Source organism: Chroococcidiopsis sp. SAG 2025 (genome assembly GCF_032860985.1).
In the GTDB taxonomy this organism is placed as follows: domain Bacteria; phylum Cyanobacteriota; class Cyanobacteriia; order Cyanobacteriales; family Chroococcidiopsidaceae; genus Chroococcidiopsis.
Genome location: NZ_JAOCNC010000002.1, coordinates 363812 through 385966 on the forward strand (window position 1 = coordinate 363812; position 22155 = coordinate 385966).

Genomic DNA, 22155 nt, shown 5'->3' on the forward strand with positions numbered 1-22155 from the left:
TGTAGGGGCGATCCTCACCCGAAATACTGGTCGGAGTCAAATACGATCGGTAAACCCGCCCGTACAGAAGTTAAATGTCTATTAATAATTACGAAATAATTACGCATTTATCTGTCTCACGTCATGACTGGAACGCTGGCGATCGCTTGCCCAAGAACAAATTAGTCCCAAGGAACCAGGATCGATGAATGGTTCTGGTGCGGTTTGCCGCTGCCAAGTTTCGCCTTGCCGTCGCAGGGCGAATAATAAAACAGTTCCTAAGTAAGCTACTCCAGGTGTTTTTTGTAGCAAAGCCACAATATCAGAAGTATAAACAGGGCGACCAAAGTCCCAGCCCGTCCCTTCTAAACCTCCACTCAAAGGGTTGAGATAGCGATAGAGCGATACTCTCAGTTGATTCAAGATCTCCCGCCGCGCAGTAGGATTGTTGTAGGTTGGTTCTATTGCTACTTCGGCTTGAACGGTAACTCCAACATACTCCGGTACTTGCAACTGCACCTGTACTCCTAATAGGCGGCGTTCATCTAGATAGTTCATTACCTGTTGTTGCAGTGTAGATGTGAGGGCAAAACGTTCCGGTGGAATTCCCAGTCCTTGAGCGATCGCATCTGTATTAGCTTGAGGTACAACTAACAAACTGACACGACCAGCACTTTGACTCTCACTTGCGCCTAAGCACTTGACGCGGGCGATCGCTCCGGTTCCAGCGCGTTGAGTCAAGACCTCAAAATCTTCTGCGGTGACAGCGCGATCGCGAGTCCGAAGTATCCGAGGCGCTTCTAACACGGCTCGATCGAGTGACTGTGCATCTGCGCCGTTACGAGCTAGATAGTGATTTGTGACACTGGCAACGTAGGGAATTGCTGACTTAAGAAATCGCAGCGTCCCAGCTTGCACGTTGCCTTTTTTCCCGCCGCCTGTACGATAGGCAACCATTATAATTACAGAGCCGCGAGGAGGCACTGCCCCATATTGATGCTCTAATAGCCTTTGCTGTAATTCACCACCTGAGAACGTTTCTTCAGCTAGTGATGCTTTCAGGCGATCGCCCGACGGCGTTTGCAGTTTCAATGCCTCTGGCTCTCGAATTAGCGGTCCGAATTGAATCGCTCCAGTCAGAGAATCAATGGTGTAGTGTAGGTCTGCGGAACTAGAATCAGCAAAGTCTTTAACCTCCTGCCAGATTTGAGGCAGCCCACTAGGAGGCGTGACTTCTATATGTTCGCCCTCTCGGCGATCGAGAATTGGTGGGGATTGTACCTCAAAACTTTGTCCTGGTCTGCCATCACTAATTCCCAGCTGTTCTTCGCGAATCAAAAGACTTTGACTGGCTCGAACAGTGCCGCCAATGGTTCTTACGGCTAACCCCGTCACTCTGGGCGAATTGGTATAAACAGGTTGATGAGGTTGAGCAGCCGTTAAAACGCAGCGCAGCCAATACCCTCGGTAAGTTGTAAAGCTAGTAATAGGCAAAGTTTGAGGCAAGTGAAGTACTACATCAGCCCCTTGTTCGGGATCGCCTCCTCGTTGGGCAATTTCATTAAAACTAAAGCCTCGCGTAGCATCGTAAGATTCTCTTAATAATACTGGTTGCCAGCGTTTACCGTTCCAGGCTTCCCAGCGGCGCGGGGGAGCGTGAGGATCGATGCCAGTTGGCGTACCTCTGGCTCCATAAAAAGTAATAGCTAGGACATTACCCTTAAGGCAGTCTTCTGAAGCAGGGGACGACTCTCCCGCCTCCGTAACAGTAGCAGCACAGCCGATCGCCAGATAAAAGCAATTTCCTGGCTGTGGTTGTTCGGCAAACAATAATTGTTCGCTTCCCGTCCAGGCACTTTCTCCTAGACGATCCCAGCGGCTGGTGCGATCGCTAAAAGTTTGGGGAGTATCTTCTGCGGTTGAGGCAGTTAAGAAGTGCCGCAGGGTTGGTTTTCCAATTGTTAAGTCCTCATCCGTACTAAAGATAATTGCTTCTTCAGTTTCGGTGCGCTCTGTTGCAACTTCTACCCCTGTGGGAATTGTGTAAGCTGATGGTAGATCTGTAGTTAGATAAAACGTTAAGTTTGTTTGGGCAGGGGTAGGAGGATTGAGGCGAATTCCTAATAACTCTAAAAACGCAATATAGTTTTTTCGGGGTACTTGATTGAAGCGGATTAACATCTGGTCGGTCAACCAGGCAAACAATTCAATCAGCGTTACGCCAGGATCGCTGAGGTTGCGGTCTGTCCACTCTGGACAATAGCGGGGAATCCGCAAGATACACTCATCGACTAATTCGTCAAAAGTGCGATCGTCCAAGTTAGAATTAGGCAGTTTTGGCAGAAAGTCAAATTCCACAGTTACTCCGACATTGAAACCAGATAGAACGGATAGACAAAGCTGTAAGTGTCAGGATAGTCTTTTAGCCGATAGTCGATGGTAATCTCCACGCGCCCCCGTATCGGGTCGGGATCGGTATGTACATCATCAACAATAATCCGAGGTTCCCAAATCTGAAGTGCTTCTAGGATATATAGGCGAATCCGCAGCATTGTATCGGTGTTTAAGGGAGCGAAAGTGAGTTCTCCTAAGCGACATCCAAAGTTAGGACGATAAACGCGCTCTCCTAGTCCAGTACGTAAAATAATCCAAATTGATTCCTTGACCTTCTGAGCTTGAGCGCTGAGCTTGATTTCTCCTTGCACGTTTAATTGTAAAGGGAAAGTCAAGCCCGTGCCTAAGTATTCTTGCTGCTGCTCGTTCCACAACTGGGGCATATAGGTAATCTTTGCGATCCAGATATGCGATCTAGAATATCTAGCAAGGTAGGATATCTCTATTAGCTAAAAGTCGAATGAATTGCTGATATGGGTAATAGCTTACATTGAGTTATGAGCTTATCGTTGTCGCAGTTGACAGTTAACAATACTCCAAAATTCTATGCTCTGGCTAGTATCTAGGGCAGTTTGATGTTTGCCGCTTGGCTAGCAGTAATGAGTGGTGCTAGCTGAGGGAGTGATGCTGGGGGTGGTATAGGAATACCGCCAAGTAAAATTCTAGGCGCAGCAAGTCCAATGACGACTGGAGATCTCAATAACATAGTTGTATTAGCACTTAAAAACATTTGTGCTTGAGCATCCAATAACATAGTTGGAGCGCTTAATGACATTTTTGTTCCAGCTTCTAATGACAGTTCTCCGCGAGCGCTTAATGACAAATTTCCTATAGAACTGATTGAAATAGTTGGAGGCACGCTGCGGTCTTCCATTGTTATCTGATGCCCTCCAGATGTTTGAATCATGACAGACTTTTCCATTCTGCTGTCATTAAGATGCACATTGTGTCCGCCAGCTGTTGTTATATAAATGCCTGCTTTGGTTCTAAGGCTATCCTCTTCGACAAATTGAATAGTGTGCCCTGTGCGAGTTTTGATTGTACGTAACCTAACTCTACCTCTTCGGTCAACTGTTTCATTTACAGTTTCAACAGTTTTATCTACACCATTCCAAACGCCTCCAATTATGTATGGTCGATGAATGTCTCCATGCTCGAAACCAACGAGTACTTCGTCATTGACTTCTGGCAAACAATAAAATCCGCGATTTTTGGCTGCTCCTAAACCAACAACTCTTGCCCAGTTGCTGTCATCTTTTTCGCTGAGCGTTGGTAGTTTAACTTTTACCCGTCCCCAGCCTTTAGGATCTTTATTATCAGTAACGAGTCCCACCATGAGAGTTTGACCTGGTTGCAGATGTGTTTGGGGCGCTAAGGTAGAAAGCAGGGTTCCCTCGTGTAGTCCGCGCACGCTAAATTCTGTAGTGTAAACGTTTTGGCTGTATAAGTGACGGGTTTCTGTAACGTAATATTTACCGCTATAGCGAATGCCCATTCCTTTTAATTGCACGACTTTGCCAGGGCGAATTTTGGGGTTGCCATCGGCTTTAGCATCAGCACAGATAAACTCTCCACCTAATTCGTCGCAGAGAGCTTGAGCCATTTTTTTAGCTTCACTAGCGTTAGCAACTGGTTGGTCTACCACAACCATGTTGGGAGGCTTGCCCCCTTTAAATGCCTTGCTGGTGCTACTTCCCTTACCATTACCCGTCGTTGTGACTACTTTCTCAGCTTTAGCAATTTCATTAATTAATTTTTTTTTAGAGTAGTCCCAACTTCGCACTTCTACACTGCTGACTTGCTGGGCGCTGGTGGCGCGAACGCTGAAGCTGTTAATCTCATCTAACCACTTTAGCAACAAAGATCCATCGTTCTTGGGCTGGCGAAAATAGAGTTTGTTATCTTGCACAAACAGTTCAAAACCAATCCGCGCTGCTCTTTCCCGCAGAAATTCCATGTTAGTTTGGTTTTCTTGAAACACATACTCGTAAGGTGTGCCACTGCGATCGAGCCGACCGATTTTGATACCGGACTCCTTAGCAATTTTCATGACAATATCGCTGTCGGTAATATTTGTAAAAGACCGATTGTAGCGTCCGCGATGCAAGCGATGGGAAATATCATAACCTCGGATAACAATATGAGCCTTTGATTCATCTGTGAAATTCACTTCCATAGCGGTAATTTCAGCTTCAATTAAGCTCGGTACTTTTACTTCTTGTTTAAATTCTCGGTCTTCGGTGGTACTAGCAGCAAAACCAATTGATATGCGATCGCCTATTTTAAAATAGCGCTCGTGTCGCCAAGCCTCGCTGCGATCGGTAGCTGATAGGTAAGTATTATGGATAACCAGCGTAAACATTGCTGGCAAATGCAAACTCTCCTCTACACAAATTTCCAGCACGTCTTTTATCAACTCAGGTGGAGCGATCGCGCCTCCTAGTTTCAGAATTGGTTCAGATAGATAAAGGCTTTGGCTATTGTTAGCTGATGCAGTTGGTTTACCAGTCGATTGCTTTGAAGCTGCATTTTGAGCGTTAGATGGAGTTGCTTTGCCTGCGGGGTGTTTTGGATCTGCTGTTTTTGGAGTGTTGGGTGGAGTTGCTTTACCACCAGGAAGATTTTCTGGATCGACTTCTCGCAAAGTGATGTCTACTAACGCTCGTACAGGTGTGCCGTCTGTCAGAAACATCGTGAGCTTATAAGTTAAGCTTTCTATGACACAATGAAAATATTTATTTTTCCAAACAAAAATGTAAACAGGTGGGCGCGAGGGAGCTGTTGCCCGCGCACTCACACTTTGTTTGATATTGTCGATGTACTTTTGCATTACTGATGTCTTCGTTTCATATGTATCAAACAAAAGATTGCTCAGCGTCAGTTGATAAGGTTCAACCCCAGAAAAATTGACTTTAGGCAAAAGGGACGATCCACGATTGCCAGGCTCGTCTTCCCAGTTTGCCCTTCGTGTAAAGCTAATTTCTGTGGGATTGAACATGAACTCAATATCTCTAGCCTCAGGATTGAAGGGAGAACTATGAACTATAAGTTTCGCTTTCTCAAGTGGCATTGTTGTCTTTCTCCAAAGTTAGATCGAGAACTACCAAGGTAAACGTCTAGAGTAAAAGCCATGTCTTTCTCGTTCGAGTTCCAGTCGTTGACGCAGACGTTGATAAATTTCCCGTGCTAGCATTTCCAGAACGTTAGGGTTAGTTTTTGTCGCAGATGCAGTAGGCTTGTCTATTGTGTGGGTGACAACTTCTGCTGGGATAAATGTATTAGCACTCACTCCCCCCTTATCAAACCCTTTGGGTTGCACAAACGAGTTGACTATCATCTGATGAGAAGTTTCTGGAGTAGATACTGTAGCTGAATTTTGATGCTGCAATTTATTAGAAGTCGATGCATAGCTGTTGTCAGTTGCAACATTGCTCAATAGTAAATCTTCAACGCTAGACCACCGATCGGGAATTGAAGTGGTAGGAGCAGAAGGGTTAGGATTATTGGGTTTGCGAAAAATTAACTCAGTTGCAGTGTAGTGAGTTTTGGGTAAATGAGGTGAATTTTTTGGAGTTTCCCAGAGATCGGATTGTAGCGGATTGAGGGGAGAAGCAGGCTGTGCTTCAGCCGCTAACTGTATTGGGGAAACTAAAGTTTTGACAACGCCAGGTAAGGAAGCATGAATTTGGCGCTGCACCAAACGCTTTGGTGTCAAAGTGGGATTGACAGGAGTATCTGAAGATTCGACTAAAGTCGAAATCTCAGGTAAGTTTTCTACCGAGCCTCCCTGATTAATGTGGTGTAATAAATCGAAATGTTTCTGAGCATCTGTAGCATTAACTACAAATTCTCCAGGAGTCAGCATAGCAGGTACGGTATCTGACGGTGCTATCGGCTTACGACAGAGATTAGTAGTAGTTGGCACTTGTCCCCCTACTGCCAAGCCTTGAGGTGGAAGCTGCTCAAAGGGAAATCTGCCTTTGCTTTGAGCTGAAATGTCTGGTTCAGAGGTGGGATTTTCAAAGCTAGTAGCTGGCGCTGCTGGGCGAGTTGTTGATAAATCGCGATCGCCTGCTGAGGGAATGTCTGTAGGAGATTGCAGAGTTTCAACAGGATCGACGCTCTGCTCGATCGTACCAGGAGAGTTATTTTCTACCTCTACGCTCAGCTCAACATTGTCAGGAATCACGACATTTCCAGAAGTAGGAGTATTATCAATTACTGTTAGCTCTCGATGGCTAATTTTGCCTGTCGGCGCTAGTTGGACAGAGGTTGTTGGCTCGGATTCTAAAATTCTGTCTGGGCTAGCAGGTATAGTATATGCTATCTGAGATTTTAGAGCGTCTTTTTCTGCTTCGTCTCCTTTGTTGATGTCACTTGGCTCAACCGCAGATGCTAAATCTAAATCGCTCTGAAGATTGTCTTGCTGCCTGCTTACTTCTGTCGTTGCCTCAAGCAAATCCTCTGGCTGTGCAGGTGAAAAATCTCTGTTAGCTGGCTGTTGACTGCGTGCTTGAGCGGTTGAATCGATAATCGGGACTTGCTGTGTCAGATTTGATACGGTTTTATGAGCAGTTGTGTTTCTGGTTGTCGATTTGAATTGAGTCGCTTTTTTCGTATTTTCTCTTGTTTTGTTTTTTGAATTTGGTGTTTGACTGGTTGGATTAACTAAATCGCGCAGTTGTACAGGCTCGTCCAAGGCATCAATTGGATGAGAGAATAAATCTTCAGAGCTAACGCTATTTCGATCGGTCGCTTCATGACTCTTATTTTCCGGTACTTCCGACAGAAATAATTCAGCAGTCTCAAATTCAGTCTGCTGCTCTAGCTCTTTCTGTGGCTCTTTCTGCACCCGATTGGATGAAATTTCGCTGGGAAGATTTTCTGGAGTAGAAAATTGGCGATTGACGACATGTGGCTCCGCCTCTAGGCTCGTCTCAGGATCAGGATTTGAAACTTCTTGAGTAGAACGAGCAGGATCGAGTGTTAGCTCTCGATCGCTAATATCATCTTGCCCTACTTGTAACGCAGGTAATTTTCCTAAACTCTCTGCTTTTAACGGCGTAGTCACCTCCGTTCTTTCCTTATTTAAGGCAGACTGGAGGGGAATCTTGGAGGAATTATGGGGAAGCTGCTCTGTGGTTAGATTCGCTGTCCCAATATTGTCCAATGCAGGGGAAATCTTTTGTGCGTCTGGTTGTTGCAGCTCTTGTGCATTTTCTAGCGTCACTCGCTGGAAGTGTGGTGTATTCTCTGAGCTAGAGTAGGGGCGATCGCCCGATTCTTTGATTTGAGGTATGGGAACTTCTGCTTCCAGAGATGAGATCGTCGTAGGCTCTGTTGGTGGTGTATTTGGAACTACAGTAGATATCGGCTCGGAATGAATAGGTGTTGGTGATGCCAGACTGCCTGTTTCTCCAGATGGTTGTAAGCTATTAGGTTGAACGATCTGGCTAGCTGGGATGTCTTCTGGAGTCGTGAAGTTGCGATCTGTAACGACAAGCGGCTCTACATCTACACTTTGCTGAGTTATACCAGGATGTATTACTTTTTGAGCTACAGAAGTAGAGTTAGGTACGGTTGGCTCTAAGTGTTGTAGTTCTGGGATTTGCCCTGATGCGATTGTTGCCTTGGTTGGAACTGGCGTAATTTCTGAGCCACTATTTGGCAGCGTAGGCACTGCTGGGGGTACGGGTTGAGCTGAGGTATTCTCTGCACGGGAAGCTGGTGTGAGTGAGGCGGATTGTGAAATATTTTCTAAGGAAAAAAAAGAATCGTTCGCTGGAGAAGATGGGATTCGATCGCTAACGACAAGTGGCTGTGCCTCTAGGTTCTGTTCGACGTTGCCAGGAGTGGGAGTACCTGATGGTACTGTTAGTTCGCGATCGCTAATTTCACCTATCGTCACTAGTTGGCTAGAAGTTGTCGTGTCAGGCTCTAAAATTATACCTAGATTGGCAGGTGTCGCATCTGTAATTTCGGATTCTATATTATCTTTCTCACCCTCGTCTCCTTTGTTGGTGTCACTCAATTGAAGGGAGAACTCTGCATCCAAGTCGCTATTTTGCTTGTCTTGTTGCCCATTTATCTCTACTGTTGCCTCTTTCTGTACCAGGGGAAAATCTATGTTTGCTTGCAGTTGATGTTGCAGTTGAGGGCTTGAGTCGATAGTAGGAACTTGCTCGATAATAGGCGCTATCGTTGGTCGCTCGTTTATTTTTTTAGGTGTGACTTTTGTTCTGGATTTAGACTGAGTAGCTTTTTTAGTTTTTTTCTTTCTTTGTTTTTGAGGTGATGTTTGGATTTCTATATTTGCTACAGAGCGATCGCTTACTATTTCGTCAACTACGCGAATTTTAGGAGATGATAAATTTTGATATGTAACACTGTTTTCATTAACGGCTTCATGACTCTTGTTTCCTTGCAAAATTTCAGAGATTAATAGTTTTGAAGGATCGAGTTCGCTACTCCACTCCAGCGCTTTTTGCACCAACTTAGACGATATTCGTGAAAAATCAATTAAGGGTTGAAATTTGAACAAATTGTCACTTTGCTGTCGGCGTGGAGTTAATAAGAGGCTAGATAGTTTGACTAAGGACTGAAGAGATATCAAAAGATTATTTGCCCCCAAGAAGGGAGGTTCAATTCCAAATGAAGAAATAGATTCATGTCCTTTTATATCTTTTTTTAGATTGGTGGATGATGAATTCTGTTGCTGAAGTGACATTTTAATTCATTTCGATTATTTCCAACTGCTAGATGCAAAAAAGCCAGAGGCATCGCGTGAAGCGGACTCACCTCCTGCTGAACTTTTACCAACTTTCAAGCCTTCGATCGCTAATGTTAATTCTTCGATCGCTACAGAATCCCCATCTGCTTGTAATGTAGAAGTTTTCCAAGCTACAGGAATACTACCAATGAGAGTCCAACTTTTCATTAACTCACCTGCTTGGTTAAATACAAGAATATTAACATTACGCCGTTTATTTTTTTGCTCGAATACTTCGCCTAGCCATTGAGTAAAAGTTGGATCGTTTGTAATTCCACGTTTGAGAGTAACGTCTGTAAATTCTGCATGACCGAGAGTAATTCTTTGCTGATCGTTGACTCCTCCCTCAAAGTAAACATCTTTTTGAATTTGAACGCCAAGCTCCGAACACTCAGAAAAACAAGCAACAATACTACTACCTATTTCTATATAAAAATGATTGGTAGTAATGTAGTTGTTAACATGGCTGCTGAAAGTTGTCTTAGGCATCCTATATCCTTGTTCTACGATAATTATTCAGTCTTTCTTGCTGAGATTGTAGATCTGTTAGTAACAGATCGTAAACTCGCTCTGTTAGCTTATTTGCAAGGATTGGATTTCTAAGATATGTTTCTGCTGCTAACAAAATGTCACTATCGAATCTAGTAGTCACTGGCACGTAAGTTGCTGGAGAAGTCATGCTTCCAGAAGAAAAAACAGAAGGATTTACCTGCATTTCAACTATAAAAAGAGATATCTATATTTATGCTACGATTTAGGCACTGCACTTGAAACTAGCCAAAAGTCGAACTAATACTTCTCTAATTTGACTGCTACGACATTTTCTTTTAGGAGCGCGATCGCGAGCTGCGAATCCAGGCTTCTATCTTGCGAATTAAGCGTCTAATGATGCGATATAGGCTGAATGTAGTGCGTAGAGTGGCTCTGCGTATTTGCTGAGAAATTCTCCAAAAGCGTAGCAAGAGGGGTTGCCTTTGGTAAATCGTCCGATTTACATCATTTTGTCTCGATGAGTTAACGCCTTGATATATGGTGCGATCGGGTTGATTTTGTCTTGGTGAGTTAACGCTTTGATATATGGTGCGATCGGGTTGATTTTGTCCTGGTGAAGCTACACCTTGGTAGAGCGTCTGATTTTGATTTGGTTGGTTTTGTTCTGGTGAAGTATCGCCTTGGTAGATTGTCTCATTTGATTGGTTTTGTCTTGATGAAGCATCGCCTTGGTAAATTGTCTCATGCGATCGGTTTTGTTCTGGTGAGGCATCGCCTTGATATATGGTGCTATCTGGGGAACTGGGTGCAGTTAAAGCATCACTTTGATATATCGTTCGATCCGAATCCCGATCGCTAGAGTCCGATATTTGTGGTGTTGATGCAGATTCGGCAGCAATCTGAGCAATGGTATTAGAATCATCTACCTCTGGTTTTGCTAAGGGGATCGCTTGCCGAGGCACAGTTGGGCTATCTGATATTGCTGGTGATGGCGATTGAACGATTGTAGTGCTAGAACTAGTTGAGGTGACGGAGGGACTAGAAGCGATCGCCGCTGACAAAGCTTGCTTCAAGTCTGCGATCGTCGCAAAACGATCTTCAGGAGATTTCTGCAAACACTTCAGCACTAAAGCCTCTAGCTGTGGGGAGATCTGTTCGCCTCCAGGCTGCGATCGCAATGGCTGTGGCGATCGAGAAGTATGTGCTTTTGCCCAAGTAGCTTCACCGATCTGCTGGGTTTCAGAGCCAAGCCCAAAAGGATCGGTGCCGCTGAGCATCCTGTAAAAAATGATTCCCCAACTATAGATGTCAGCCCGTCCGTCAATTTCTTGCGAGATGACTATTTGCTCTGGAGCGGCGTAACGAAAAGTTCCGAGAAATATATCTGTAAAAACCGTATACTTACTCTGGCTCAAAGTCTCGCGAATTTTTTTAGCAATACCAAAGTCAAGAATCTTGACCAACCCTCCCAGTGCTGTTGGGACTAAAAAGATATTGTCTGGCTTGAGATCCCGATGTACGATCTTTACCCGCTCGCCCTTTAGCACAACTCCAGCGTGAGCCAGTTGCAAACCCGCACAAACCTGTCTCATAATCTCTGCCGTGCGCTTGACATTCAATCGCTTTTGTCGCTGAAGCAATCGTCCTAGACTTTCTCCTTCTAGATATTCCATCACGTAGAAAGGAAAGTCTTCTGGAGTAGTGCCAAAATCTAAAATTTTGACGATATGTTCGCTGTTGAGAGCCCTACACAGCTCGACCTCGCGCTGAAATCGCTGATACATCTCTGTCGATTTTGCTAGCGATTCCTTCAGCAGTTTCAGCGCCACTGGTTTGTTCAACTTGGTGTCTATTGCCAGGTAGACTTCTCCCATACCACCTACACTGAGGCATTTTGATATGCGGTAGCGATCGCCCTCACCAACTAGGCGATCGATCCAAGGATTGTTCTGTGAGGGAGAACTCATTGTTGTATCACTCCAGCGTTTTGAGCGGATTGCTTAGCAAGAGCGTCACTCCGGTTGCACTAATGAGATTTTGAGACGCACTAGCTGATTTTGACCGAGTTGCAATTCGTCTCCATGATTGAGGCGATAGGATGAGCCAGGGGTGAGTAGATTGCCATTAAGATAGCTACCATTACGACTACTATCGACGATCGTATAGGCGTGTTGCGATTTATCCCAAAAGAGGCGGGCATGAGAACGAGAAATTACCCCTTCATCAGGAATTCCGCTTAAATCGATTTCTGGAGCCTTATCGCTAGAGCGATCGCGACGACCGACGATCCCTGCTTCTCCAGATAAATAAAAATCTTTGCCGCTAGGATGACTTAACTTTAGTTGAGGACGGAGAGAATTCGCTTTGGCGGGTGGCGGTGGCTGAGGTCGAGCAGTGGATGGTTGAGTCGCAGATATTGAAGCAGCCGGAGATTCACCCACTGTCCCTAAAGGAGTACCGCACATGGGACAGACCTTGGCATTGTTGGGCAAGATCCGATTAAAAAAGACGCAGCTGGGTTCGGGGCAACGATTCGCCATAGATCGGGTAGTTAGAGAAAGGACATAGAAGGCTGATAGTTTCTAGGGATAGATTGGAGTGGCACGAGTCCGGTTTGCTGTAAGAGAAACTGCCCGTCACGAGTCTTGAGCAAATCGGCAAACATTGGAGCAGATTTAAACCCAGTCAGGCTGTTATCGTTAGGATAAACAATCGCTAAGGGAAAACCCAAGGGATAAGTGCGTTGGCGATATGCTTCGACATTGGGAAAAGGTTTTTTTTCCTGACATAAGTTATCAGCCGGAGTAATCGGTACGAGCTTGTTGTCAGTTGTCTCTCGTAGTAAAGCCTGCACGGGTTTCGCGTTTCCTTGGACTAAATCTAAAGGAAACACCTTACATTGATCCCACGTTTGCACAAGCGTACCAAAACTAATTGTACCAGCCTCTAATTGCTGCCCTTGCTGCTCGGCGAAATCAATTGCTCTTAAAGTCTGAAAGGTCGAGCGTTGTTTTATCTGTCTAAACTTAGCGATCGCTTCTGGATCGTTATTTAAAACTATTTTTTCAAATATTTGTAAAGCTTCTGGTTCTAGCGGTCTATAGGGTTTAGTGGTGAGATTGGGAAGATTGGGGTTAAGGTCTTGCCAATTCTTCACCTGACCTGTAAAAATTTTTCGCAAATCGTCAAGACTAATTTTTCCCTGTAAAGCGGCGGGAAGATTTTGAGCTTTGTAAGCAGGTACAAATACGAGTAAACCATCGTAGCCAATCTGTTCGCTGTTGAGCGAGGTGGGTAATTTGTCTATTAAACTCGTAATCGCAAAGTTTGCTTGATTGTTCTGCTCGGTCACTGCTTTCAACGGAGAACCTGGAAATTTGGGTTTTATATAATTAAACTCGGCAGCAATATCCATGCGAGGAAGAGTCAAGATATCGTTGAGGGGGCGATTGCTCAAAGGTCTTTTACCTACAACAGTCGTCCAAGTACTATCTCGTTCTGCTGTATAAGGATATCTACCAGCCACGATCGTATTGAGATCGTTAAAGCTAGGAACCAAACGCTGAAATTCAGTAAAATCAACCGCTTCTTCCCGATTGAACTGCGATCGCACTAGCCATAAAAGTCCCCCTAGTAAAAGCAACGGCAATCCTACCAGCCAGAGCAACTGTCGCCTTCCGATTTTACTTTCAAAGGTGCGCGGGGCTGCTGTCGTTGCCATCTTGGTACTTGGAAGTTGTAACAACGCCTGACGTGCTGCTTCTGCACTGGGAAAAGGAGTTTCTAGTCCTAACAAGTGGTAAAGGAATTCTCTTAAGGCTGAATCGGTTTTAGACCAAAGCTGTACGTTGCGCGGATCGGGCGATCGCTCCGATGTTGGTTCCTGAGCGCGTCCCAACCCCAGATAGAAAGCAACATAACCTAAAGCTACGAGATCTTGCGCTGGTTCTGGGATCGAAAATGTATTAGGCGGAGGGTCAAAAAGCCTTTCCCAAGCGGCAAGGTCGCAGGTGTAGATGTAGGAATTTTCGGTCGCGATTAAACTCTCCAAGCAGAGATTACCGTGAGCCATTCCCCCTCGCACTTGCCCAGACGGTAAGCGGAATTTCTGAGCGTGCAGAAATTGTAGGGTTTGCAGAACTTGAGTCAGCAAGTCACGCACTCGCTCCGGCGACATTGCCCCGTTTTGTTGCAATACTTGACTTAAATTCGGAGCAGCAGCTATGTTACCCAAAGTAATTAGGTAACAGCGATCGCCTTGTCGGTCGGCAATAGCTTCCCAAGGCATAAGCAAGCGGAAATCTGGCGATTGATTATTGACCGAACTTATCCCTGCAATCTGTGTAAACTTGTCTTTTCGCTGCTGAGCTTCCTCGGCGTTAAAATAACGGCTCGGCAACAGGTATTCTTTAATAACCACTGGCTTACCATCACTGATTTGAACGCCCTTGTACAAGCGTCCCATTCCCTGCGATCGCACAAACTCTGTAATGCGATAAATGTCTCGACTGCCGCGAATTTCTGCCTGTTTTGGTAAAGTGGCAGGAAAACCGCATTCCAAACAAAATTTGGCGTTCGGCACTTCCTCGGCTGTTTTCAAGGGGCGATCGCAACTTAAGGGTGCGTTTTGCCAACAGCGATAGCTTCGAGCATAAGGATCGGTAGTAGGCATAGAGGAATCAAATGTCAGAAATTAAATTGCGTGTAAATTATCTATGGTTGTACCAGTCCCAGCTTCATCGCCGTCACGATCGCTTGGGTGCGGCTGGTAACTTGTAATTTCTCAAAAATGCTGGTTAGGTGCGCTTTCACTGTGGCAATAGAAATATATAGTTGTTTGGCGATCGCTTCGTTAGATGCTCCTCGCACCAACCACAGCAAGACTTCTACTTCTCGATTCGACAGTTGACAGGTTTCGACTGGAGTCGTGGAAGTAACATGGGAAGCTTGAAACTGCCGGAAAAAACGTGTAGCTACCGCAGCAGGTAGGTATACTTCACCGCGTAACACAGTGACAATGGCATCCCATAGCTGCTGGGTTAACTGAGACTTGAACACGTAACCCATTGCTCCAGCTTGCATGGCGCGATAAATCCAGTAATCCTCTTGATGGGCTGACAGCACCAGGGGCTTAACTTGCTCCTGCCTTTCTTGCAACTGCCGCAGTACTGCTATTCCATCACCATATTCTAGTTCCATATCGAGTAGCATCAGGTCGGGATGTCGCTGTGCTGTTAAAGATATAGCTGTTTCTACGCTGCTGGCTTCTCCAACTACGGTACAACCTCCACCTTGTTCGGCTTGATAAAGATCGAGTAGCGTTCGTAGCCCAGACCGAAAGCGTTGATCGTCTTCAACTAGCAAAATTGATAACGTTTTTGTTTGTCCCGATCGAGTCAACATAAAACTACCTCCAATAGTTAAGTTGATGTGAGAGAACGCAGGAGAATCAATGAAAATTCTGCTCCTTTGACAGGCAAATTTTTTGCCCAGAGGTTTCCTTGGTGAGCCAGTACTACTTTTTGGGCGATCGCTAACCCTAAACCAGTGCCACCAGGACGGCGAGAATAAAATGGGGTAAATAAATACTGCAAATCGGCTGGTGATAGTCCCGTTCCTTGATCGGCAATCGAGATTAGCACTTCGCTATGAAATACTTGCCAATCGATCGCGATCGTGCTACCAACTGGACTAAAGTGGATGGCGTTACTAAGTAAGTTATCGAAAACTTGTTTCATTTGTAAGCGATCGAGACTTAAGACAACTGACATATCGGGATAGCGAACTTGTAGTTGTTTTTCTGCAATCCAAGCCTGAAAACCTTGAAGGCTTTCAACAACTAAACTCTGTAAATCTTGTAGAGTGAATCGCAATGTTTCAGAATCGCTACAGTAAATCAGTTCGGTTAAATTTCTGTCTAAATCTTGAGTTGTTTCGCGAATAATAGCTGCCCGATCCTGCAAAGAGCCTTGTGTTAAACTGCAATAGAGAGTTTCTGCATACAATCCAATTAAACTGAGTGGTTGGCGTAATTGGTGTCCTACCCGCTGAATAATTTGTTCTAAAATTTGAATTTGATGCTGTTGTTGTAAAGATTCTACATGACGTTCTAAATATTCGCTGACTAGCACCGCTGTTTGTTGGATATATTGCTGCCAACTGAGAGAGAGAATGTCTTTAGCTACAATCAAAAGATACTGACATTGCTGTTGTTGATAACCATACGGACAAAAATACACAACGGTATTTTCTAGGCGATCGCCAACGATTTGAAGTAGTGAAAAAGCTGGAGGAAATTCCACCAGCCAGGTTTCCGAACGTAACTCAGATAATAGATCTAGCGAAAAAGGTAGGGGAGTTTCTGCCGCTACCACTTGTCGCCGCGCTCCAGAAAGGGGATCGATATAAATGATTTGCGCCCAAGCAATCGCAGATTGAGTTATTAGTTGTTCTAATTGAAATTGGAGAAAATGGCACAGTTTTTTAGAGCTATTAGTGCTAGAATTACGCTCTAAAACTAGTGGATTTGAGCCTGAAATTAGCTTGAGGCTGCGATTTAGATTGAGTATTTTGTCTGCCATAATTATGCTACAGATGCAATCTGATGTGAGATGTCAAATAAGCAAAAAATAACTAGAGCCAAATTATTAAAGTCTTCACTATTATTTAGGCGCTTTTAAGTCTAGGGTTCCAGGTTGTGGTAAAGGAAAAGTAGGAGCGAAAGTTGGTGAGGGTGTGGGAGTTGGAGGTGTGGGCTGAACCTGTACAAGGAATGCTTGTTTAACAGATTGTTGCCGATCGTTAGTGGCGGTGAGAACTATTTGGGATAAATTTGTTGTGGCTTTCAGCGTAGTAGAACCGCTAGCTGTAACATTACCAAAAGGATCTAATGATACATTGAGATCGTCGCCCTGAATTTGCCACTTCAAAGTAATATTTTGTCCCTCTTTCAAAAATACAGTAGGAGACTTTTGCGGAGTTTTGCCATTGAGGGTAAAAGAAATAATTTTCGGTGCTACAGCTAAGATTTGAACTTTAATCGTTTCTGAAAGTTGAGGTTGCTGCCGATTATTGGATTTAGGTTGTAGTTGAAGTGTATATCCGCCTGGTGTCGCAGGAAGTTTAACAGGGACATCGTTGCAGATTAATTCATCATTGAGTAGCGGTGGACAATTTTGGCGCAAATTTTGAGGAATCTTGGTATTAAAGTTGAAACTTGTGGGAGCAATTTCCACACCGTTGTCACTCTTACCGATCGCTAATAACTGCGTCATTTGACTAAAGTTTCTCACTCTCCAACTCAACAATACGCGCTCGCCTTGCTGATATTGAGCTTTTTTAGATGAAAAGCTGACAACTTGTGGTAATGGTTTTGACTTAATCTCGACATCCATCTGTTTGTCGATCGTTGTATTAGAATTCTGTGGTAAAAGTTGCAGGGTAAAGTTATAATTTCCTGCTACCCGTGCTTCTGTAGTGAAGTTACGACAATCCAAAATGCGGTTTTCAAATTGGCAAAATTGGCTCAAATTTTGGGGTAGTTGTCCATCTAAATTAAAGCGTTGTGCTGGATTGGCAACTCCATCCTTAGTTATTACCAACGTAAGTTGTGCTAGGCGATCGGCATTCAGAATCTTCCAGTTTAGGCGCACTCTCCCTCCTTCAGTATAAGTAGGACTATCCGTGCTAAACTCGGTTAATTCTGGTGGAGAGACGGGCTGGAAAAATAAGAGCCAAATTGCAAATCCCAACCCAGAAACTAAGCTTAAACATCCTAAGAGAATCAACAAAAATTGCCACCAAGGTCTACTTTTCCATAAGAGTATCCCTTGCGGTAGCTTTTCTGGTACGGGTAATCCCTGTAAGTCTTGAAGTTCTATTTGAAATGGAAGCTGTAACCCAGATCCAAATAGGGGTCGTTGCCACCAGCGAATCGGTGTAACGGTAATATTAATATTCGCCCGCATACCGATCGGCAGTTGCACGGGTGAGGGTTTGCAGATATATCTGCAAAATTCATCCTCATCCTGACTTTTAGCACTAATCTTTAACTCCCGCAATAAGTTTCCCTGGTTTGTCAGTTGCAGTTGATACTGTCCCGACTTGTGGCTGACTCTGCCCAAAATTGTTTCTAGCTCTACGCCCAGCGAGTATACGGCTGGTACTTCCAAATACACCAAATCGAGTAAAACCAGATCCGCATCATTGGTTGATTTCAGCTGTAATGTTGGGGAGTAATGTCCCGCTGGCGTGTCTTCTGGCAAATGGAGATCGAAGATAATTTGTCCTTGCTGGTCTGGGTTTAACTCTAGTCCATCTGCTGCTACTACCAGCCCAGACCCCTGAAATTCAGGTGGCGCATACTTGATAGTAAACCAGTCTTCGTCTGCGTCAAAACAATTTAAATAATATCGATCGACGCGATCGGAACGATTTTTGACTGTAACGAGTAGCTGTAGCGATCGCCCTGGCTGCACTTGTAATGGGCGATCGGGATTGGTGGTAGGCGTAAGAGTAAAGGTAGGGTCGTGGAATCGAGTGACTGTTCGCTCTTTAACTAAAACTTGGAGCTGACGCGGGTACTGAATCGGAGTATCTTCAGCATAGTGTTCTGGGGAATCTACTACCAAGGTATAGTCATACGTTCCTGGAAGTGCTTCAAAGGGAATTTGAAACTGAAACGTCACTTCGCCACTTTGCTGCGGGTCGAGCGCGAGGCGTGTCTGTGTATTAGGACACCACTGGCTGAGGGTTTGAGAAACTCGATCCAAAAAAATATCGATCGCCGCACCGCGATTGCCTTGGTTAATCACAATAACGTGAAGTTCTAATGTTTCTCCAGGAAACCCTGCTTGAGCGTCAACCGGATTGAGAATGACTTTTAAGGGAGTTTGAGTAGCAAACATATCGGGCAACTCCTATTTGAGCAAGTGCAGCCTGACTTGAAAATCTTCTCCACCACTGGCAATTAACGTTCTCTGCTCGTCTGCCACCAGATCGATAGACGCGATTCTCCGAGAGAGGGTAGCGACAATCTGCTTTTGAGTCGGATCGTGCTTTTTGTTTTCGGCGATCGCCCAGGCAACGATCTGTCCGTCATCTCCAGCACTGACAAGCTGCCGACCGTCTGGGGTGAAGCGAATACTTCTTACATCTGCTGGAGATGCTTGCCAGCGATCGCTAATTTCACATTTGGTCTGTGGCAGTTGCGAGCTAGAATCTTTCAGATAATTGGATTTCATTATTTGGCATTTTTGCAAGTTCCAGAGAGTGATGTAACCATCCGAATCAGCCGTCGCTAGCAAGTGAGATTTTGGGGCAAAGGCAATACTCCAGAAAAAGTCATTTTCACCTTGATTCCCAAACTGAGATGAAAGCAAGATTTGAGTGGGGCGAGGATTTCCTGGTTGACTGAGATCCCAGCGCAGCAAGCGTTTGAATTGTCCCGTACTGACAAGTATCTTTTCATCTGGACTTAAGGCGATCGCCCAGACTTGAAACTGAAAGCGATCAGGGAGAATAAACCGTTGCGGATTAGAGCTAGATTGACCGAGAGGAGGAATCAGCCACTTTCGCACAGTACCGCTACCATAACCGCTGTACAAATAGCGAGAATTTCGGGTGAATGCCAATGAGAGGACGCGATCGCCTGTTTTATCTTTGCCATCTTTCAGGCTAAATTGCTTGCGTCCCGTATTCACGTCCCATGCCTGAATCTCACCATTTTCTAAGCCAGCAAAAACCTGGTTATTATTCACTGGGATCAATTCCAGCGCTCTCACAGCTTGTCCCAGTACTGCTAGTAATCCCTGGGGAGATTCGGGTTTGCGATTACTACAAACCGCATTTAAGGAACCCTCAGCCAATGCACCTTGGGGACGCAGCGTTTCTGGTTTGACAAATAGCCAACTTGGGGCGATCATCCAACTGCGAATCGTACAATCATCAGCACCACTCAAAACCAGGGGAAAACGACCGCTCGTACCGCTAAAGCGGACGGCATTAACTGTAGCAAGATGAGAAATTGGTGCGGGTTGTAAGATAATAGCTAACAAAGCCGACAATAAAGCTAGCAAGATGAGAAGCAACCACATTGGCACAATCGGTAACACTTTTAGCGTCAATAATTGAGTTGCCGGATCTGTGCTGCCCAATATCTGATTAGATAACCAGGCTTTAGCTTCAATCTGTAAGCGTTTAACCCGACCAATCCAAGGGCGTTTGACTTTTACGCTCAACCTTACCGATGTCTCTGTTGCCAATGGTAGATCTGCATTTTCAGGATCGACTTGGAACTGACAGGATTGACAATCTTTTCCCCGCAATTCGATCGCGACCTGTTGCAAGAGGTTGCTGGCATTTTTAAACTGTAATTGAAATATAGCAATATTAGATAGCCAGTGTTTCAGTTGGCTGCTCTGTGCTGGTAGCCGTTGCTGTGAGGGCTGCACCTCAAATTGCACAAATCCTACTGGTAAGACTTCTAAAATACCTGCGGTACTTACTGTCGCTCCTGCTCGATCTCTGGCAACGACTGTAAATGGATAGTCCTGACTGGCGGTTTGACTAACCCCAGGTGGACGGCATTGAAAGGAAATCTCTGCTTGCTGACCTGCTTCTAGCTGCAAGCGTCGTTCAGCAGTGCCGAGCGCCCATGAGAGGTCTATATCCTTCAAGTTCAAAACAACTTCAGCTGAGCGCAAGCCTAAGTTTTGCACCTGTACGGCAATATCAACTGTATTGCGAGGATAAACTTGCAGCCGTTGTCGGGGTAAAGTAACGCTTAATAGTGGTGCTTTCTCTCCTGGCTCTACGGTGAGGCGTAACACTAATCGGCGTTCTGTTGCCAATTGTGGCGAAGAAACTTTAACCGTCAGATTAATATCGCCAACAAAATACGCGATTGGCGAGGCTAAAATTTCTACTTGAAACTGGGTGCGATCGCCTGGTGGTTTAGCGGCAGAAACTTCAGGTGAGAGACGATACCAAGATTCTCGATCGCCTGCTGCGGCTAAAATTTCCAATTCAAAAGCGGCAAATTGTTCGCTGCGGTTGATCGCTATCACCCCAAAAGTAGCGGTTTCTCCAGGTCGGAAGGTAAGGCTTTGCGTTGTCAAACTGGCATCGATAACATGATTCATCATGATAGAAATTCCTGCCTGCCGTCATTGGCGATCGACCATCATCGTTTCAGAGTAGGTTTCTAGTCGCGTGTTGCTCTATGTCTGATACTATTTGCAAAATGGAAGTTGGGAGTCGGGGGAAGAAATTTTTATCCCTGGTTGTGAACGATAGTTCATGATGTCTCCTGGTTCTATGTGTATCAAGTGTATTCAGTTCCAATGCTTAAATTCTTTCAGATTCTTACGGAGATTTATTAGATTCTTATGGTGAAGCGCGAATCTGTTTCGGTGTTAATCTGGTTAAGCGTTTAAACTGTTGCGTTAAATGACTTGGGCTAGAGAAACCCACTTGTAGGGCAATATCGGCGATCGCCAAGTCGGTTTTTGCCAGCATCTGTTTTGCCCGTTTCACCCGCTGTTGAATCACGTACTAGTGAGGTGAAATCCCTGTAGTGCGTTTGAACAGACGGTAGTGCGTCAGGAAAGCGTGGAATTGATATCATACAGATGAAGAAAATTCATCTATTCTCAAAAGCAATGCCTTGTCCACTATGTAGTCATGATAAGACCTACAAACATGGGAAAACGAGTAAGGGTAGCCAACGCTACCGTTGCCCAAGCTGCAAACAAACATTTACCGATACCTTTGACACGATTTACTATCGTCGGCAAGTGAGTGAAGAGGAAGTGCGGATTGTGTTGCAATCTTACTGTGAGGGCACCAGCCTACGTGGTATTAGTCGTGTGAGCGGGCTGTCCTACAACACGGGAGTTAGTCTGATTAGAGCCACAAGTCAGAAAGCTCAACTAGTTCACAACGCGCCCAGTACAAGATGTCGATACAGATGCGATTACTGCGGATGAGTTGTGGTCGTTTGTGGAAAAAAACACTCATCACTGCTTACCAGAAGAGCTAGACGTAGGAGATTGTTGGGTAGCCTTAAGTCTGGCACAGTTGAGTGGGCTGATTCTCTGTGGTCGCGTAGGCAAGCATAGCGATCGGTTAGCGATTGAGTTAGTGGCTAGTACTGAGGGCAAGACTGATTGCAAAGAATGGGGGACTGATGGCTGGAGTGGATATGAGCGAGTTTTACCAACAGAGGTTGACCACTACATCAGCAAACTTTTAACGCAACGGTTAGAGCGCACCAATGGTATTATCCGCTACTCAAACAGAACGTTGGCACCGACGACAACACAAATTTGGCAAGATTTGGGAGCAGACGAAGATCACCTTGCGTTTGGTCATCAGCTACTTTAATTGGATTTGGGTGCATTCTCGTTTAGGAACCACAGCCGCGTGGGCGTGCAGATTTAACCTTAGAACCTTGGACAGGCGCGAGATATAGCTGTTTATCCCACACTTTGCTGATGCACTATCCACAATATTACAGTTGT

13 protein-coding genes and 1 pseudogene are annotated in these 22155 nt (G+C 45.0%); 1 reads left to right on the top strand and 13 read right to left on the bottom strand.

Annotation, left to right across the window (positions count from 1 at the left end):
* Positions 1-99: 99 nt before the first annotated feature.
* The 13 genes from N4J56_RS34610 to N4J56_RS34670 all read right to left on the bottom strand — a co-directional run bounded on the left by N4J56_RS34610 (position 100) and on the right by N4J56_RS34670 (position 21184).
* On the bottom strand, positions 100-2337 hold the full coding sequence (locus N4J56_RS34610; protein WP_317111262.1) for a putative baseplate assembly protein: 2238 nt from the start codon (positions 2335-2337) through the stop codon (positions 100-102).
* Between the two features lie 2 nt (positions 2338-2339).
* Positions 2340-2756, bottom strand: a complete 417-nt coding sequence (locus N4J56_RS34615) for a GPW/gp25 family protein (protein WP_317111264.1) — start codon at positions 2754-2756, stop codon at positions 2340-2342.
* Positions 2757-2935: 179 nt separating this feature from the next.
* Complete coding sequence (locus N4J56_RS34620) at positions 2936-5443, bottom strand: VgrG-related protein (protein ID WP_317111266.1); 2508 nt, start codon at positions 5441-5443, stop codon at positions 2936-2938.
* A 30-nt stretch (positions 5444-5473) separates the two neighbouring features.
* Positions 5474-9100 (bottom strand): hypothetical protein, encoded by a 3627-nt coding sequence (locus N4J56_RS34625; RefSeq protein WP_317111267.1) that lies wholly within the window; start codon positions 9098-9100, stop codon positions 5474-5476.
* A 15-nt stretch (positions 9101-9115) separates the two neighbouring features.
* On the bottom strand, positions 9116-9631 hold the full coding sequence (locus N4J56_RS34630) for a phage tail protein (RefSeq protein WP_317111268.1): 516 nt from the start codon (positions 9629-9631) through the stop codon (positions 9116-9118).
* A 338-nt stretch (positions 9632-9969) separates the two neighbouring features.
* Positions 9970-11601 carry a serine/threonine-protein kinase gene (locus N4J56_RS34635; RefSeq protein WP_317111270.1) on the bottom strand — a complete coding sequence of 544 codons (1632 nt, stop codon included), beginning with the start codon at positions 11599-11601 and terminating at the stop codon, positions 9970-9972.
* 45 nt (positions 11602-11646) lie between these two features.
* Complete coding sequence (locus N4J56_RS34640; protein WP_317111272.1) at positions 11647-12174, bottom strand: FHA domain-containing protein; 528 nt, start codon at positions 12172-12174, stop codon at positions 11647-11649.
* Between the two features lie 11 nt (positions 12175-12185).
* On the bottom strand, positions 12186-14306 hold the full coding sequence (locus N4J56_RS34645) for a substrate-binding domain-containing protein (protein ID WP_317111273.1): 2121 nt from the start codon (positions 14304-14306) through the stop codon (positions 12186-12188).
* Positions 14307-14347: 41 nt separating this feature from the next.
* On the bottom strand, positions 14348-15037 hold the full coding sequence (locus N4J56_RS34650) for a response regulator transcription factor (RefSeq protein ID WP_317111275.1): 690 nt from the start codon (positions 15035-15037) through the stop codon (positions 14348-14350).
* 17 nt (positions 15038-15054) lie between these two features.
* Complete coding sequence (locus tag N4J56_RS34655; RefSeq protein ID WP_317111277.1) at positions 15055-16215, bottom strand: HAMP domain-containing sensor histidine kinase; 1161 nt, start codon at positions 16213-16215, stop codon at positions 15055-15057.
* An 81-nt stretch (positions 16216-16296) separates the two neighbouring features.
* Complete coding sequence (locus N4J56_RS34660; RefSeq protein ID WP_317111278.1) at positions 16297-18540, bottom strand: hypothetical protein; 2244 nt, start codon at positions 18538-18540, stop codon at positions 16297-16299.
* 12 nt (positions 18541-18552) lie between these two features.
* A complete protein-coding gene (locus tag N4J56_RS34665) occupies positions 18553-20778 on the bottom strand; it encodes a hypothetical protein (RefSeq protein WP_317111280.1) in 2226 nt (741 codons plus the stop codon).
* Positions 20779-21019: 241 nt separating this feature from the next.
* A complete protein-coding gene (locus N4J56_RS34670) occupies positions 21020-21184 on the bottom strand; it encodes a helix-turn-helix domain-containing protein (protein ID WP_317111281.1) in 165 nt (54 codons plus the stop codon).
* Between the two features lie 80 nt (positions 21185-21264).
* On the opposite strand from N4J56_RS34670, the pseudogene N4J56_RS34675 reads away from it, so the two are divergent.
* Positions 21265-22129, top strand: a pseudogene (locus N4J56_RS34675) (IS1 family transposase).
* The last annotated feature ends 26 nt before the right edge of the window (positions 22130-22155 follow it).

Bases quoted from the DNA above. Each gene is read 5' to 3' on its own strand.
- N4J56_RS34615 (WP_317111264.1), bottom strand. From the start codon at position 2,756: ATGCCCCAGTTGTGGAACGAGCAGCAGCAAGAATACTTAGGCACGGGC.
- N4J56_RS34620 (WP_317111266.1), bottom strand. From the start codon at position 5,443: ATGCCACTTGAGAAAGCGAAACTTATAGTTCATAGTTCTCCCTTCAAT.
- N4J56_RS34625 (WP_317111267.1), bottom strand. From the start codon at position 9,100: ATGTCACTTCAGCAACAGAATTCATCATCCACCAATCTAAAAAAAGAT.
- N4J56_RS34630 (WP_317111268.1), bottom strand. From the start codon at position 9,631: ATGCCTAAGACAACTTTCAGCAGCCATGTTAACAACTACATTACTACC.
- N4J56_RS34635 (WP_317111270.1), bottom strand. From the start codon at position 11,601: ATGAGTTCTCCCTCACAGAACAATCCTTGGATCGATCGCCTAGTTGGT.
- N4J56_RS34640 (WP_317111272.1), bottom strand. From the start codon at position 12,174: ATGGCGAATCGTTGCCCCGAACCCAGCTGCGTCTTTTTTAATCGGATC.
- N4J56_RS34645 (WP_317111273.1), bottom strand. From the start codon at position 14,306: ATGCCTACTACCGATCCTTATGCTCGAAGCTATCGCTGTTGGCAAAAC.
- N4J56_RS34650 (WP_317111275.1), bottom strand. From the start codon at position 15,037: ATGTTGACTCGATCGGGACAAACAAAAACGTTATCAATTTTGCTAGTT.
- N4J56_RS34655 (WP_317111277.1), bottom strand. From the start codon at position 16,215: ATGGCAGACAAAATACTCAATCTAAATCGCAGCCTCAAGCTAATTTCA.
- N4J56_RS34660 (WP_317111278.1), bottom strand. From the start codon at position 18,540: ATGTTTGCTACTCAAACTCCCTTAAAAGTCATTCTCAATCCGGTTGAC.
- N4J56_RS34665 (WP_317111280.1), bottom strand. From the start codon at position 20,778: ATGATGAATCATGTTATCGATGCCAGTTTGACAACGCAAAGCCTTACC.